This is a genomic window from Hydrogenovibrio sp. (assembly GCF_965140365.1).
Lineage (GTDB): Bacteria > Pseudomonadota > Gammaproteobacteria > Thiomicrospirales > Thiomicrospiraceae > Hydrogenovibrio.
In genome coordinates, this window is record NZ_OZ223196.1 from 2,012,822 (window position 1) to 2,028,621 (window position 15,800).

At 49.8% G+C, this 15,800-nt stretch carries 15 protein-coding genes; 12 read left to right on the forward strand and 3 right to left on the reverse strand.

The genetic code is table 11. From position 1 onward, the window contains the following. Position 1 precedes the first annotated feature (1 nt). The gene (locus AC0KH7_RS09590; RefSeq protein WP_472372889.1) at positions 2-589 is read left to right on the forward strand and encodes a hypothetical protein; all 588 of its coding nucleotides are present in this window, start codon (positions 2-4) and stop codon (positions 587-589) included. Positions 590-591: 2 nt separating this feature from the next. Here the strand turns inward: AC0KH7_RS09590 and AC0KH7_RS09595 are convergent, their stop codons facing one another. Next, positions 592-819 carry a hypothetical protein gene (locus tag AC0KH7_RS09595; RefSeq protein WP_472372891.1) on the reverse strand — a complete coding sequence of 76 codons (228 nt, stop codon included), beginning with the start codon at positions 817-819 and terminating at the stop codon, positions 592-594. A gap of 38 nt (positions 820-857) precedes the next feature. Further along, complete coding sequence (gene ppk2 / locus AC0KH7_RS09600) at positions 858-1,649, reverse strand: polyphosphate kinase 2 (RefSeq protein WP_472372893.1); 792 nt, start codon at positions 1,647-1,649, stop codon at positions 858-860. Between the two features lie 213 nt (positions 1,650-1,862). Here ppk2 and AC0KH7_RS09605 point away from each other — a divergent pair, with 213 nt between their 5' ends. Then, entirely contained in the window at positions 1,863-2,555 is a 693-nt protein-coding gene (locus AC0KH7_RS09605; protein ID WP_472372895.1) for a YggS family pyridoxal phosphate-dependent enzyme, read from the forward strand. Positions 2,556-2,699: 144 nt separating this feature from the next. On the opposite strand, the gene AC0KH7_RS09610 is transcribed toward AC0KH7_RS09605, so the two are convergent. Then, positions 2,700-3,701 (reverse strand): hypothetical protein, encoded by a 1,002-nt coding sequence (locus tag AC0KH7_RS09610; RefSeq protein ID WP_472372897.1) that lies wholly within the window; start codon positions 3,699-3,701, stop codon positions 2,700-2,702. A 388-nt stretch (positions 3,702-4,089) separates the two neighbouring features. Between AC0KH7_RS09610 and AC0KH7_RS09615 the strand changes: the two genes are divergently transcribed. From AC0KH7_RS09615 to AC0KH7_RS09660, 10 genes are all read left to right on the forward strand, one after another. Continuing rightward, on the forward strand, positions 4,090-6,834 hold the full coding sequence (locus tag AC0KH7_RS09615; protein WP_472372899.1) for a methyl-accepting chemotaxis protein: 2,745 nt from the start codon (positions 4,090-4,092) through the stop codon (positions 6,832-6,834). Between the two features lie 126 nt (positions 6,835-6,960). Continuing rightward, positions 6,961-8,238 carry a Glu/Leu/Phe/Val family dehydrogenase gene (locus AC0KH7_RS09620; protein ID WP_472372900.1) on the forward strand — a complete coding sequence of 426 codons (1,278 nt, stop codon included), beginning with the start codon at positions 6,961-6,963 and terminating at the stop codon, positions 8,236-8,238. A 133-nt stretch (positions 8,239-8,371) separates the two neighbouring features. Beyond that, complete coding sequence (proC, locus tag AC0KH7_RS09625; RefSeq protein ID WP_472372902.1) at positions 8,372-9,208, forward strand: pyrroline-5-carboxylate reductase; 837 nt, start codon at positions 8,372-8,374, stop codon at positions 9,206-9,208. Positions 9,209-9,229: 21 nt separating this feature from the next. Continuing rightward, complete coding sequence (locus AC0KH7_RS09630) at positions 9,230-9,796, forward strand: YggT family protein (RefSeq protein WP_472372904.1); 567 nt, start codon at positions 9,230-9,232, stop codon at positions 9,794-9,796. 93 nt (positions 9,797-9,889) lie between these two features. Beyond that, positions 9,890-11,044 carry a homoserine O-succinyltransferase MetX gene (metX, locus tag AC0KH7_RS09635; RefSeq protein ID WP_472372906.1) on the forward strand — a complete coding sequence of 385 codons (1,155 nt, stop codon included), beginning with the start codon at positions 9,890-9,892 and terminating at the stop codon, positions 11,042-11,044. After that, complete coding sequence (metW, locus tag AC0KH7_RS09640; protein ID WP_472372908.1) at positions 11,041-11,655, forward strand: methionine biosynthesis protein MetW; 615 nt, start codon at positions 11,041-11,043, stop codon at positions 11,653-11,655. The genes metX and metW overlap by 4 nt, the downstream gene beginning before the upstream one ends. 76 nt (positions 11,656-11,731) lie before the next feature. Next, positions 11,732-11,986, forward strand: coding sequence for a FeoA family protein (locus tag AC0KH7_RS09645; RefSeq protein ID WP_472372910.1), 255 nt, complete (start codon positions 11,732-11,734; stop codon positions 11,984-11,986). After that, a complete protein-coding gene (gene feoB, locus AC0KH7_RS09650) occupies positions 11,983-14,295 on the forward strand; it encodes a Fe(2+) transporter permease subunit FeoB (protein WP_472372912.1) in 2,313 nt (770 codons plus the stop codon). The genes AC0KH7_RS09645 and feoB overlap by 4 nt, the downstream gene beginning before the upstream one ends. Before the next feature lie 15 nt (positions 14,296-14,310). Next, the gene (locus tag AC0KH7_RS09655) at positions 14,311-14,592 is read left to right on the forward strand and encodes a FeoC-like transcriptional regulator (RefSeq protein ID WP_127119296.1); all 282 of its coding nucleotides are present in this window, start codon (positions 14,311-14,313) and stop codon (positions 14,590-14,592) included. Between the two features lie 256 nt (positions 14,593-14,848). Next, complete coding sequence (locus AC0KH7_RS09660; RefSeq protein WP_472372913.1) at positions 14,849-15,793, forward strand: PilZ domain-containing protein; 945 nt, start codon at positions 14,849-14,851, stop codon at positions 15,791-15,793. The last annotated feature ends 7 nt before the right edge of the window (positions 15,794-15,800 follow it).

The following is a 15,800-nucleotide window of genomic DNA, read 5'->3' on the forward strand; positions in this document are numbered from 1 at the left end:
GATGCGCTGGGTCGGACAAAGCGAACAACCGAACGGTTTCTACTTAATTCAGTTCGAACAAGCGGACGACACGGAACGCCCGGTCAACTTCGCCATGACCGATGGCGACCGGCAAGCCTTTTTATTCAAACAACAAGGCCGCAATCTGTGGTTTTTGGCGGACCAGCCTTTTGCCGACGACGCCGAATGGCGACCAAGAAACACCCAGGCCTGGGTGTTTTTAAACGAATTGAGCGCGTCTCTCTCCGCTTCCCAACCGGTTCTAATCACCGGCAGTAATCAAACGATGGCCACGGTGTTTCATTTGGCCAATGCCCTCAAACCGGAATTTGATGTTCGCGCGGTGCTGGCCAGTGAATCGGACTTTCCATTTGTGATTAAACCGGCTCGTTTTTTGTTCCCGGATTTCCCATCACAGGCGATTGGCGCCGCCACCCTGTTGGAAGACTGGAAAATTCCCAATCGTTTGTGCAGTAAAGCGGCTCTGCCCGGTTGCTACGATGGCTGTCTCGGCGATCTCTGGTCACAATGGACGCCGCCAATGGATTGGCAGTTGATTGATTGTGACCGGTTACGCCCAGACGATTGAGGTTACTCCACCTCGCTCGACTGGCGCCGCAGCTCATGCGCATACTCTTCCAGCAGTTTAGCGGCCCGATGCGACTGCTCGGAATGCACAACGCCTAACGCCGCGCTCACCAGCATTTCCAATTCTTCGAAATGTTCTTCACCGATAACGTCTTTTTGCTCTTGACTCAACATCCGTTGAAAGCGTGCCACGACGTCTTTGGCATGTCCGTGATAATGCATTTTCGTCATAATGGTCATTCCTTTTAATCACATTAAAGCACCAGGCTTTAATCTTCTTTAAATACATCCTCACCGCTACTCAAAATCAACGGATCGGGTTGTATGATCTCTTCGTTCTTATCGTCATACGGAAAATAATTCAAAATGTAACGCATGGCTTCCAAGCGTGCGCGCTTTTTATCGTTGGATTTAATAACCGTCCAAGGGGCTTCATTGGTATTGGTGTAAAAAAACATATCTTCTTTGGCGCGCGTGTATTCATCCCAGCGGTCCAGCGAGGCCAAGTCCATCGGACTGAGCTTCCATTGCTTTAACGGATCGTTTTTACGCGAGTTAAAGCGGCGTAACTGTTCGTCACGCCCCACCGAAAACCAGAACTTCATCAAATGAATGCCACTGGCCGTCAACATACGCTCAAACTCCGGTGCTTGATGCATAAACTGATTGTATTGCGGCGGAGTACAAAACCCCATGACCCGCTCAACACCGGCACGGTTATACCAAGAACGGTCAAACAACACGATTTCACCCTCGGTTGGCAAATGCTTAGTGTATCGTTGAAAGTACCACTGTCCTTTTTCGGTCTCGCTGGGCTTATCCAACGCCACAACCCGCGCACCACGCGGGTTCAAGTGTTCCATAATCCGCTTAATGGTGCCGCCCTTGCCGGCCGCGTCACGCCCTTCAAACAGAATCACCAAACGTTCGCCGTTGTGCTTGATCCACTTCTGCAGTTTCAATAATTCAATTTGCAACTGTTCTTTCGTTTCTTCGTACTCCGAGCGGCTTAATTTCTGTTTATAGGGATAATTGACATCACTGGATTTGATTTTTTTCATAGGCGATCCTCTGACTCAAAATAATTGGATATATGACTGACAGCACGTGCAACCGATTTGTCTGTGATACGTACTTTTCATTCTACGCTGACCGGGCTTTCAGTACCATAAAAACCATTAGATTCCTTGAAATAAGTACGGTTATATCGCCAAGGGCGCAACAGTCTTCGAGGAAGATGTTAAAATAAAAACACTTATCCAACCGTCAGGCAAATGATGAACACGGAACTGCTTAACCGATACCAACAGGTTTTAAAACGCATTGAGACGGCCCGAACACAATGCGGACGAGATGATACGGTCTCTTTGCTCGCTGTCAGCAAAACCAAACCACTGGCCGACATCGAAGTCTTGGCTGAAGCGGGGCAAAAAGCGTTCGGCGAAAACTATGTTCAGGAAGCTTTGGACAAAATTGCACAACGGCCCGATTTGGAATGGCATTTCATCGGCCCGATCCAATCCAATAAAACCAAGTCCATTGCAGAGAATTTTCAGTGGGTACACAGTGTGGATCGATTAAAAATCGCGCGCCGTTTATCCGCTCAAAGACCACCAGGCCTGGGCGATTTACAGATTCTGTTAGAAGTGAATGTCAGTGATGAATCTTCCAAAGCGGGATTCCGGTTGGAAAATGTGCTGGAGGTCGCCGAAGAAATTGTCGAATTACCTAACTTAAACCTACGCGGTTTAATGGCGATTCCGGCTCGTACTGAATCGCTGGAGGCACAGCGCCAGCCGTTCCGCCAACTGCATGACCTGCTTACGAAAATGCAAACGCATTTCCCAAAAGCACAACTGGACACCTTATCGATGGGGATGTCCGCCGACCTGGAAGCGGCGATTACGGAAGGCAGTACTCTGGTGCGCATCGGCACCGATATTTTCGGTGCCCGTCACTACGCCTAAAACCGTCGTTACCAAAACGAAAAAGCCGAACATCTCTGTTCGGCGCTCTCCTTTTTATACCGACGCGAGATCATCCCGCCGGTCATCGAAATCGCACCTAATTCACTTCAAGGCGCGTATTTCAACTAACAGTTTTACGGCCAATTACTCGATATCTTGAACGGTTTCAGCCCCTTCATTACCGCGATTTTCAGCCGCTGCGGCACCAGGCCCAACCGGGACCTCTACGCCACTGGGTTTGAGAGTTATCTTATCCAACCCGGAAGCATCGGCCAGCTGATCGTGAAACGACTTGACACGATCATACCAACTTTGCACTTGGCCTTCTTCACCGGCGCGTTGAGCCAAACTGTCGGCCATCCACTCGTCGAATTTTTCACGGGCGTTTTCAAAGAACGCATCCAAGCGATCAATCGCATCTTGCATTTTCTGTAAATAAGGAGGCAATTGCGACACCTGACCGGTCGTTTCTTCACCGGTATTTTCGTCGGTATTTTGAACACCTTCATAGGCCTGCGTTTGCTGGTAATTCGCCGTATACACCTCGGTTTTTTGCATATCCAAGTTGAACGATTGAATCTGGCCAAAATCGATGTCAAGTTCTTGCGCCTTGGAAAACGCCTTTTCAATGTCGCCATTGAAAAATTCATTCGACAGATCAGATACTTTATCGAACACATCAAAAATAGCGTTCAACTCATCTTCATTCAAATCACCCTGCACCGCAAAACCAAAACGCTCTTCAAAAGCGGTCGCTTCCATCTCTTCCGTGCTTTCAAAATAGCGCGCACCAGATGGACCTTCTTCCTGGCGAACTTCGTTTTTATACGATTGGTATTGAGCATACAGCTGACGAAAATCAACTTGTACCGAATCGCCCTCGCGAGTCTGAATCTGCATCGTCATCGTTTGGCTGTAGGCATAGGATTGCTGATACTGGGTACTACCGGACACCGCTTTCAATCCTTGCGAGGACGGTGAGAAAAAGTCCGAGGAATTCGGCACCCCACGACGGTTTTCCAGAGCTTTCTGATCGGCTTCCTGACTGGCTTTCAACAGGCTTTCCAAGCCATTCGAGAATTTCGAATTCGTACCATTATTCAGCAACGAATTGATGTAATCGTTTTGCGGCTTAATGAGTGACATGATAATCTTCCTTTTCTGACAACGTTTCACAAACCCCTTCGTCATTCACTAAGGCTTGGAAACCACACTGGGCTTATATTTTATTATTCAGGGCACCATCTATTTTATTTTTACTGTTTTTTGGTGTCTATCGATTTTAACGGCCATACTGGCAAAGACTTTAATCATTTTTGATTAAAATCAACCGATTAGAAATTGAAACCATTCAAACGCCATTCCAACCCGCTTTCAATAACACCTCCCCCTTATTTTTCTCACCAAAACATTAATTTTCTTTATTTATCAATAAGAAACAAAAACCACAACGAATTTGATGATTTAATCGATATACGATAATATACTTATTAACTTATTTCATAGTAATTGAATGCGACAGGATGGATGGCTTATGAGCACAACACACGCTTCTGAAAACGAATACCTCGTCCCCGCCAACATCGCCCTGGTTTCCAAAACCGATTTACATGGCACCATTACCGAAGTGAATGACGCCTTTGAGCTTGCCAGTGGCTTTAGTCGTGAAGAATTGATTGGTCAGCCTCATAATATCGTCCGCCACCCGGATGTTCCTAAGCGGGTATTCAAGGATATGTGGCACACCCTGAAAATGGGCGCCACTTGGTCTCAAATCGTGAAAAACCGCCGAAAAGATGGCGGTTACTATTGGGTCAAAGCCAATGTCTCGCCGATTTATGAAAACAATCAACACATCGGTTACCTGTCATTCCGAACGCACGTTTCAGAAGCCGACAAAACCGCCACGGCCGAAGCTTACCGACAAATTAAAGACGGGAAAAGCCGCATTCAATACGGTAAAGTCTATCAAGGAATCAATTGGCCGCAACTTAATTGGGTCGCCCAACTGCCCCCTCAATGGCAACTGACTTTGCTCATGACGGTCTTTGCGGTGATTCCATTTATATGGCTAACCCAATCACTCTTGCCCATCGGCTTGCAGGCCTTCGCCAGTGCCATGATGCTAATCCCCGCTTTTCTCTATGGCGTGCGCTTATCCCGCTTTCAGCAAAGCATTCAAAAAGCTCTGCAAAACGTCTCCGCCAACGAACCCATCAACATGAGTTGCCATCGCCCGAAACATTTCGTCGGACAACTCATCAACCCGGTAATTTCAGCCGCCATTTCCATTCGATACGCCATTGAAGACAACCAGGCTAAAGTCGATGAAGCGGCTATGTTACAAACCGCCATCAATCAGGTTTCCAGCAACTTAATGATTACCGATGCCAATCTCAACATTGTCTATATGAACGATGAAATGCAGCGTTTCATGCGAGAAGAGGAAGCCAAACTGCAAGCGCACCTGCCCCAATTTGAAGCGCGAAACCTGATTGGTCAGAATATCGATATTTTTCACCACAACCCCAAGCATCAACGCCAATTGCTCGACGAACTGAAAGAACCTTATGTCGCCATGATCAACATTGGTGACACTCAATTGGAAGTCAACACCATTCCCATCTTCAATCGCGCCGGCAGCCGCACCGCTACCCTGGCGGAATGGCGCGATAAAACCCAGGAAATTCAGCTGATCAACCAAGTCCAAAAAACCGTTGAAGCGGCTAAAAACGGGCTTCTGGATCAACGCATCGATCTCAGCCGTGTTTCCGGATTGGCCCGAGAATTAAGTGGCGCCATTAATGAAATGATGGAAACCATCGAGCACCCCATCAGCCAAGCCGTTGATCTTGGGGTGGCGCTTTCGGAAGGGAATTTAACACAACATATGCAGGGCGAGTTCAAGGGCCGTTTCGCACTCTTGCAAGACAGCTTGAACGTGGCCGTAGAAAACCTGTCCAACATGATGAATCAAACACGAATCGCCGTCCACAATGTGAATACCTGTGCCAATGAAATCAGTCAATCCAGCTTAAGCCTGAATGAACGCACTCAGTCACAGGCGGCTTCGTTACAGGAAACCGCCGCCAACATGGAACAAATGACCTCGGCCGTACAACAAAATGCCGTTAATGCCGGGAAATCGAGTCTGGCCACCCAAACCACCGCTCGCCAAGCCTCGCAAAGCGAAACGGTGATGAATAAAGCCGAAATCTCAATGAAACAGATCCATGAATCCAGTCAGAAAATTAACGAAATCATTGGTTTAATTGACAGCATCGCATTCCAAACGAACCTATTGGCTTTGAATGCGGCCGTGGAAGCCGCACGCGCCGGTGAACACGGCAAAGGCTTTGCCGTTGTGGCCGGAGAGGTGCGCAGCTTGGCCGGCAAAAGTGCCGATGCCGCACGCGACATCCGCCAACTGATTGAGGACACCGTCGCCAAAGTGGCCGAAGGCACCGATCAGGTCCGCGCTTCCGGCGAAAAACTGCACGCAATTGTTGCCTCAATTGAAAACGTGAATGAAATGATTGACGACATTGCCGCTTCCAGCCAGGAGCAATCTGAAGGCGTTAAGCAAACCAACCAAGCCATTGCCGAAATCGACTCCGCGGTACAGGAAAACGCGGCCTTAGTTGAAGAAACCACCGCGATGGCCGAGGATCTCAGCGGCATGGCCGACTCCATGGAACAAAATGTCGCCCAATTCACCCTGAAACCACCCACGCACGAGCATAACGCTTTGAAAGTCGGTAACTTTGACTTCGCGGCGGCTCGACGCGCGCATCGCCAATGGCGAGTCAAGGTCCGCGCTTATTTGAACGATTTCGATATTGATTTCGACCGAGAATCCGCAAACAATCCAGCTCTTTGTCCGCTCGGTACCTGGTTGTATAAAGAGGGTCAGGCTTATCAACACTTATCCTCATTCCAAGTTCTGGAAACATCGCACGCCAACCTGCATGCTTTTATTGGTCGTATTTTTGACTTAAAAGATGTTGGAGATATGAACTTGGCCAATGATGAAATGCAAAAACTCGAAGGGCTTAGCGTCGAAGTCATTGAACACATTCATGCCTTGGAAGATGAAATATCGTTGGGAGAAATCCAACCGCTCCACACACCCTCTGAGCAGCCCTCCGAACAACCCCGTCAACCGACGCCGATTCATTTGGCGTCCGCCCCGATTAAACCGGAACACTCAGATCGGGATTTGGCGGCCACCAAACCCCAACCGCCTTCGGCCCCTGGAACCGAATGGGATGACTTCTAAAAACCACATTGTTTCCTCAAAGTGAAAAATGCCCCTTCAAAGATGGGTTAAGGGGCGTTTTTATTTGCAAACGTCGTATTTTCGCTTATGCTTAGACCGTGGTTTATCTGATTACGGAGAGCGTACATGTTCGAAATTGCAAAGCAGCGATTAGGGGAAGTTTTCAAGCACATCGAAGTGGATGAAGAGGTCATCAACCGATTATCGGTTCCGAAACGTTCGATTAAAGCCAGTATTCCGGTGCGGATGGACGACGGGAGTTTACAGATTTTTACCGGCTATCGAGTGCAGTACGACGATACACGCGGTCCAACAAAAGGCGGCATTCGTTACCACCCTCGAGTCAACTTGGATGAAGTCACCTCCCTGAGCTTCTGGATGACGGTCAAATGTGCCGTGGCCGGATTACCTTTCGGCGGCGCTAAAGGCGGCATAACCGTCAACCCGAAAGAACTGTCGCAATTGGAAATCGAACGTTTGTCGCGGGGCTACATTCGTGCCTTTGCCGATGTACTGGGAGAAACGCGGGACATCCCCGCACCGGACATGTACACCAACGCCACCATCATGGGCTGGATGGCCGACGAATATTCCGTCATCGCCCGCCGTCAGATTCCCGGCATCATCACAGGGAAACCACTGCATTTAAATGGTTCGGAAGGCCGCACCCAAGCCACCGGGCAGGGTGCTCTTTTCTGCTTGAACGAATACGCCCGTCGGCAGGGTTGGGACATTCAAAACACCACCATTGCCGTGCAAGGCTTCGGCAACGCCGGTTACCATTTCGCCCGCCTGGCACAACAGGCCGGCTATCGTGTGATTGCCGTGTCCGACTCAAAAGGTGCGGTGTGTACCGCCAGCGGTTTAAATATCGACGACATCAAACAATTCAAGGACGAAACCAGCGAATTGAATTCCGTCTATTGCGACGGTTCGGTTTGCAATGTGATTGAGCATGAAACGCTGACCAATGAAGAACTGCTGGAAATGGATGTCGATGTCCTGGTGCTGGCGGCCATGGAAAACCAAATCACTCAAGAAAACGCCGATAAGATTCGTGCAAAAACCCTCCTGGAAATCGCCAACGGTCCCATTTCCCCTCAAGCGGATGAAATCCTGCAGGCGAAAGGCACCCAGGTCATTCCCGACGTACTCGCCAACTCCGGCGGGGTAACCGTCAGTTATTTCGAATGGGTTCAGAATCGCTCCGGCTTTTATTGGGATGCGGACGAAGTGGAAAAGCGCCTTGATAAAATCATGCGACGCGAAGCCAATGTGATCTACGATCTAGCGATTCGCTATCAAACCAGTTTGAGAACCGCAGCCTATATTCACGGCATCGACCGTCTGGCTGGCGCCATCGGCCAACGCGGCAACCACAAACTCTTCAAAAAACCCATCTGATTCTCCCATCCGACGGACTGTTTTTTCAGTCCGTTGCCGCTATAATAGACACCCATTTCCATTTGGCATGGCTCGGCAAACAAAACAGACATCAAATGCCCAACCAACCAATGACAGACACGAGGTGATTTCTATGGATTCGACAATCTGCTTTATCGGCGCAGGCAACATGTCTCTCAGCCTTATGGGCGGCTTGCTGGCCAGCGGCTACCCGAAAGATAAAATATTGGCGACCGACCCCAGCGCCGATCGACGCCAGGAAGTCACCCAATCACTCGGTATCCAATGCCTGGAAAACAATACCGACGCAGCGGCTCGGGCCAGTATCATCTTGCTGGCGGTCAAACCGCAACAATTGGAACCGGTCTGCAAAGAACTGGCCGACACGGTAAAAGCAAATGGGACGCTGATCATATCCATTGCAGCAGGCGTTCGAACCGATGACATTGCTTTCTGGCTAGGCGGTGAAGCGGCCATTGTCCGCACCATGCCCAACACTCCGGCACTGATTCGCAGCGGTGCAACCGGCCTGTTCGCGACAACGACGGTTTCCGACGACCAGAAAGACCAGGCCGAAAACATTCTGCGCGCGGCGGGCCTGACGGTTTGGGTGCAACAGGAAAGCGACCTGGATATTGTCACCGCGATTTCCGGCAGTGGACCGGCTTACTATTTTCTGTTTATGGAAGCCATGCAAGCGACCGGTCAAAAACTCGGACTGGACGAATCCACGGCCCGCCTGTTGACCATTCAAACCGCTTTCGGTGCTGCAAAAATGGCATTGGAGAGCCCTGACAATTGCGCGACCTTACGTCAGAAAGTCACCTCACCGAACGGCACCACGGAAAAGGCCATTCAGACATTCGAACAGCATCATTTACGTGATATCATTGACGAAGCCATGACCGCCGCGAAAAATCGCGCCATCAGTCTGGCGGATGAATTGGGCGCGACCCATAACAATTCCTAATTAATTACACAGGAGCAAAGCATGTCCCCAGTTGGAGAAGGCGGTTTATTTCTGATTCAATTCCTAGCAGGCCTGGTGATTTTCGTCCTGATTCTGCGTTTTTTCATGCGTGCCACACACGTCGACTGGCGCCACCCAATCGTAAACTTTATTGCCAAAGTCACCAACCCCTTATGCGCGCCCTTAAACATGGTCTTACCCAAACCGGGGCGTTGGGATTGGAGCGCACTGTTGACCGCCATGATTGTTCAAGCCTTGTTCGTCGTGCTGCTGGGCTTCTTAACCGACCGCAGCTTCTCAATCAGTCTCATCGCTATTTCTTCGGTGACAGAAATTCTTAACCAAATGCTCGACATGATGTTCTGGTTAATCATCATTCAAGTAGTGTTAAGCTGGGTGTCACCAGGTTACAACCCAAATACGGCGATTTTCTATCAGTTGGCCGAGCCGATTCTGCGCCCTTTCCAGAAAGTGATTCCTCCGGTCGGCGGATTGGACTTGTCACCGATTGTGGCCATCATCGCCATTAAGCTGACTCAAATTATTGTGGTGGGGTCCATTGCCCAATTGGGGCAAAGCTTACTATAATAGCGCTTCGGTGGATTCACTCGACCGACTCGCCTTGTTTCATGGACAACACCATGAATGAAACCTAACTCAACGAAGAATGTAACGCTCCAAATGACAGATTCGATTGGCCTCGTCGCGCCTCAGACAATGCATGTTTCGACCCCTCTGGAAATGGTCAGTGGTTCCGTTTTGCCGGAATACGACCTGGTGTACGAAACCTATGGCACCTTGAACGAGGACGCGTCCAATGCGGTGTTGATCTGTCACGCTCTCAGCGGCAACCACCATGTCGCCGGTCAATACGAAGGCGAAAAAGCCCGAGGCTGGTGGGATGGGTATATCGGCCCCGGCAAGCCAATCGATACCAATCAATTTTTCGTGGTGTGTTCCAACAACCTGGGCGGCTGCCACGGTTCCACCGGCCCGGCCAGCATTAACCCGGAAACCGGCAAAGTGTATGGCCCGGACTTTCCGATTGTGACCTGCAAGGATTGGGTACACAGCCAAAACACCTTACGCAAACATTTGAAAATCGACCGTTGGGCGGCGGTGATCGGCGGATCAATGGGCGGCATGCAGGTCATGCAATGGGCCATGGATTACCCGGATAACATCCGTCATGCCATCGTCATTGCTTCGGCACCGAAATTGTCGGCACAAAACATCGCGTTTAACGAAGTGGCACGCCGCGCTATCATGACCGACCCGGATTTCCACAATGGTCGTTTCATTGAAATGAACACCACGCCAAAACGAGGCCTGGCGTTAGCCCGTATGCTCGGGCACCTCACTTATTTATCGGATGACATGATGGGGACCAAGTTTGGGCGCGAATTACGAGAAGGCAAACTCAAATACAATTTCGACGTCGAATTCCAGGTAGAAAGCTACTTACGCTATCAAGGCGAAAAGTTTGCCACCAAACAAAACTTCGACGCCAACACCTATCTGCTGATGACCAAAGCCTTGGATTATTTTGATCCGGCTTCGGAGTACAACGACAATCTCACCCAGGCGCTGGCTGGCACCACGGCAAAATTCCTAGTCGTGGCGTTCACCACCGACTGGCGTTTTTCACCGGAACGCTCGCACGAAATCGTCAAGGCGCTACTCGATAACGACGCCGATGTCTGTTACGCCGAAGTGGACTCCCAACACGGCCATGATGCCTTCCTTCTGCCGAATGCGCATTACGAAGGGGTTTTCCGAAGCTATATGAAACGAATACTGACCGACATTCAGCCAACTCAGGAGGAGAGCGCATGACTTTCAACCAAATCTCTCCCGAGTTCAAGCTGATTGCCGACTGGATTGAACCCAACAGCCGAGTGTTGGATTTGGGTTGTGGTGAAGGCCAACTTTTGGCCTATCTGAAGCAAACCCATAACATTACCGGCTACGGCATGGAAATCGACCCGCAAAATAACATCAAGGCGATTGAAAACGGCATCAATGTCATTCAAAGCAACTTGAACAGCCATGATATTTGCGATTATTTTGACGAAGACTCGTTCGATTTCGTCATTATGACGCAGGCACTGCAAGTCGTCAGCCGCCCCGACCTACTGCTGGATGAAATGTTGACCGTCGGCAAACAAAGTATCATCACCTTTCCGAACTTTGCGCACTGGCGAAACCGCGCACAATTGTTCTTCGGCGGGCGTATGCCACAAAATGCCAGCCTGCCCAATCCCTGGTACAACACCCCTAACATCCACCTCTGCACCTTCAACGATTTCGAAGACCTGTGCGAAGAAAAGGACATTGAAGTGGTGGCCCGAACGGTGGTCAACAGCAAACACCAACCATCACTGGCCATGAAGTTCGCGCCGAACTGGCTGGGAGAAATTGCTCTGTATCAAATCCAGCGTAAATAAACTTTTGTCATTTGACAAACATGAAATTTTTGTTAAGATTTCACATTCCAAATCAATAATAATTATCATTTATTTTATGAATCCAATTACAAAGCCCAACCAAGACACCGTCAGCCTGGCGGATTGCCACCAGGATCAAACCTGCCGCATCCTTGCGTTGACAGGGGATTTGGCGTGCAAACTCCATCTCGTCAACTTGGGCTTTCATACCGACAGCCACCTGAAACTGAGCATGATTCGTAATCAATGCTACATTGTTTCCGTGGACGGCAGTCGCTTTGCATTGGACGCTAGCCTCGCCAAGAACATCCAGGTTCAACTGCTTTCATGAAACGGCCGCTTCCGAATGCAACGCCGCATCATATCGCGTTGATCGGCAGCCCGAATTCCGGGAAAACCACCCTTTTCAACCGCCTGACCGGGGCCAACCAAACCACCGGCAACTGGCCGGGCGTCACCGTCGAGAAAAAAGTCGGTCATTTCCAGGTTGGCCGTGAGGCTTATCAATTGACCGACCTACCGGGGATTTACAGCCTGGAAAACTCCTCCCACTCCGGTTTGGACGAACAGGTCGCCCGTGATTTCCTGCAAAACGAACACCTGGATTTACTCATCAATGTCGTCGATGCCACTTGTCTGGAACGTCAACTCTTCCTGACCGCACAATTGCTGCACATGGGGCTGCCGGTCGTGGTCGCACTCAACCGTATGGACCGTTTGGAAAAAGCCCATCTCGAAATTGACATCGACACCTTGTCCGAAAAACTGGGCTGTCCGGTTTTGCCGATTTCCGCCTATTACAATCAGGGCATTGATGAATTAAAAGAAAATCTACCAGGCCTGGCGGAAAAGCATACGCCACTGCATTTCGACCTGCCGGATGCGCTGCATCACTCGGTTCACGGCATCCGAGACCGGTTGTATAACGAACCCAGTGCCGAATCCTGCTGGCTGGCGCTGCAATATCTGATCGACCCGAACAAAGCCCCCTTTTCGTTACGGACCTTCGCGGCAGAAGAAAAGCAGCGTCTGGAAACGCATTACGATGAAGAACTGGCCCTGATTGCGGCCGACCTATACTTCCAATTCGCCCATGAGGCGGCGCACACCACCCAAACCCATACGGACAAATTCACTCGCGACACCACCTCGATTATCGATCACTGGGCGCTTCACCCCTGGTTAGGCATGCCGATTTTCCTTGGTATCATGTATTTGATTTTCGCTTTGTCGATTACCATCGGCAACGTCTTCATCGACTTTTTCGACATCGGTGCCCAAGCCTTATTCGTGGACGGTCCAGCTCAACTGATGAATGCCTTACACAGCCCTGAGTGGCTGACGGTGTTACTGACACAAGGCGTCGGCGGCGGTCTGCAAGTGGTGGCGACGTTCATTCCCGTCATCGGCGGCCTGTTCCTGCTCTTATCGATATTGGAAGAAACCGGTTACATGCAGCGCGCCGCCTTTATCATGGACCGCTTCATGCGCCGTCTCGGCTTGTCTGGCCAAGCGTTCATTCCGCTGGTAGTGGGGTTCGGTTGTAACATTCCGGCCGTACTCGCCACTCGCACCCTGCCGGATGAACGGGTTCGTATCATGACCGTGATGATGACGCCATTCATGTCTTGCAGCGCGCGTTTGACAGTCTATGTGCTGTTTGCCACCGCCTTCTTTGCCGATAACGCCACTCTGTTGGTGTTCTCCCTGTATCTCATCGGAATTTTAGCGGCAGTGGTCACGGCACTGTTACTGAAACATACCCTACTACAAGGCGAGGCGGCTCCGCTGCTGATGGAACTGCCGACTTACCAACGCCCGTCATTGATGAACATTGGGCTGAACACCTATAACAAAATGAAAGGGTTCATTTTCGGGGCCGGAAAAATCATCGTCATCATCGTTTTGTTGATCAATGTCTTCAACAGTCTGGGGACGGACGGCTCGTTCGGCCATGAAAACCAATCGGATTCCGTGTTGAGTAACATTGCCAAAACCGCCTCCCCAATCGTTGAACCCCTTGGCGTCTCAGAAGACAATTGGCCGGCAACGGTTGGCTTGCTGACAGGCATTCTGGCCAAAGAAGTTGTGGTCGGCGCGCTGGATGCCTTGTATCAATCCATGGATGAGGTTCCTCAAGCCGAGACCACCGACGAATACCATTTCTGGGCTGAAATCGCCTCTGCTTTCCGGACGATTCCGGAAAACCTACAAAAATTCATTACCGACCTGACCGACCCACTCGGCTTGGAAGCCCTAACCAGCACTTCAGATTCGGAAAAAGCCGCCGAAAAGCTGGACATTGCCGCCACGACACTCGACAAAATGGTCAAGCATTTCAACGGTGAAGTCGCCGCCTATGCGTATTTGCTGTTGGTCTTGTTGTACTTCCCATGCGTAGCCACTTTTGCTGCCATCAAAAAAGAACTGGGCTGGCGCTGGGCCAGTTACAGCGGCGTTTGGAGTTTGTTCCTCGGCTACAGTGTGGCCGTGAGCTTCTATCAAATCATGACATTCAATGCCCATCCAGTGACCAGCAGCGTTTGGTTGGGAATTTTCGCCGCAGGTTATCTATTGTTGTACGCCCTCTTGAAACGCATCGGCCAAAAGTCGTATCATTCGATTAACACCCAATTTTAGTCGAGGCGAGATCCAATGATCCTATTGGAGCTGAAACGTTACATCCGCACCCATCAAAATGTCACAGAAGAAAACATTCTGAACCATTTTGACATCTCTCCGGATACCCTGGAAGGGTTGATTCGCCCCCTCATCGACCAAGGACACATCAAAGAATCTTTCGCCCAGGCCAGCTGTGCCAGTGGGCAATGCCAATCCGGCTGCGGCCACAACGACGCCGATAAACACTACTTCTGGACCGACAAACGCCACAAATCCCTGACGATCCCATTAGAAATCCAGCCCGCCGCCCATTAAATTTTTTTACCCCTTTCCGGCAATTGGCATTGACTTTGCATGTAGGTTGGACAACTATAATGGGCACCTCGATTAACCCCGAATAAAATTCTGCGGGGCTTAGCCAAGTTCGCCAGTTCTGCGTTGTCAACGTTTGCAAGGTCTGGACATTCCTTCACGTTCACGCCTTGATCTGACAAACTTGGCGTTGCCAGAATTCATTGGGGGTTAATCGAGATGCCCTAATCCTACAACGAAACGAAGTAGCACCGCACCCATGAACAGATGGTTTCAAAAAGGCAACTCCAGACGATTTTTCCGAATCGACATGCCGGTTCGGCTTTTCATCACCCCGTCGTCTCCCATTAAGGACCGGGAAATTTATGCCACCGGCGTCGATTATTTTCCGCCGATTGTCCAAAAGCTGATTGCCGAACAAAAAAGTGACACGCTTTATTGGTTAAACCGTATCCAAGACCAAAAAACATTGGTGACCGAATTATTCAACGAAGTCATCGACTTCATCGAATTTTTTGGCGAATGCGCCAAATCCCTTTCACAAGGGATCAACCCTCGACTGGAGCCGCAATTTTGGATTCAAATCAATCAAAAAAAACAAGGGTTTCAAAAAGTGGAAGCGCTTCGCGAGTCGTCCCCGAAAACCTATCGCTACTTCAAGCTGATTGAAGAAAAATATATGACATTCTTGGAGTCGATGATCCACAGCATCACCCATTCGACGGCCAGTCAGTTTGAAGCCAATATTCAACTCCCCTACGCATTTAAAATCGACGAAACGATTGAACTGTTCAAAAGCGACAAATTTGCCAAAATCCCCTTAGTGCAGTCGATTTATGCTCTTTGCTCCATGATGGATACCTATCTGGAAGCATACCGACAAATCAACGATGACAATGTGATGCGACAACACCCCGAAGAATGGCGACAGCAACAAGCCAATGTCAGCGCATCAGGCCTGGCGGTTTTGCTGAATAAACGTTTTCAGCCATTTGAAAAAGTGGATGTCTTCTTCTACTTTCCATCTCATAACAAAACGCTGCAGTTCAGCGGCAACATCGTCGATATCCGTACCATTGACGATGCTTATAAAGAACGTGTCGCAATCAACTTTGAATTTCCGGACGGCAAGAGCCAGGATTTTTTGCAAAATGAAATTCAACGTTTTGAAATCGAAGAATGCATGCACTTTAATTTCGCTTAGAGGAATT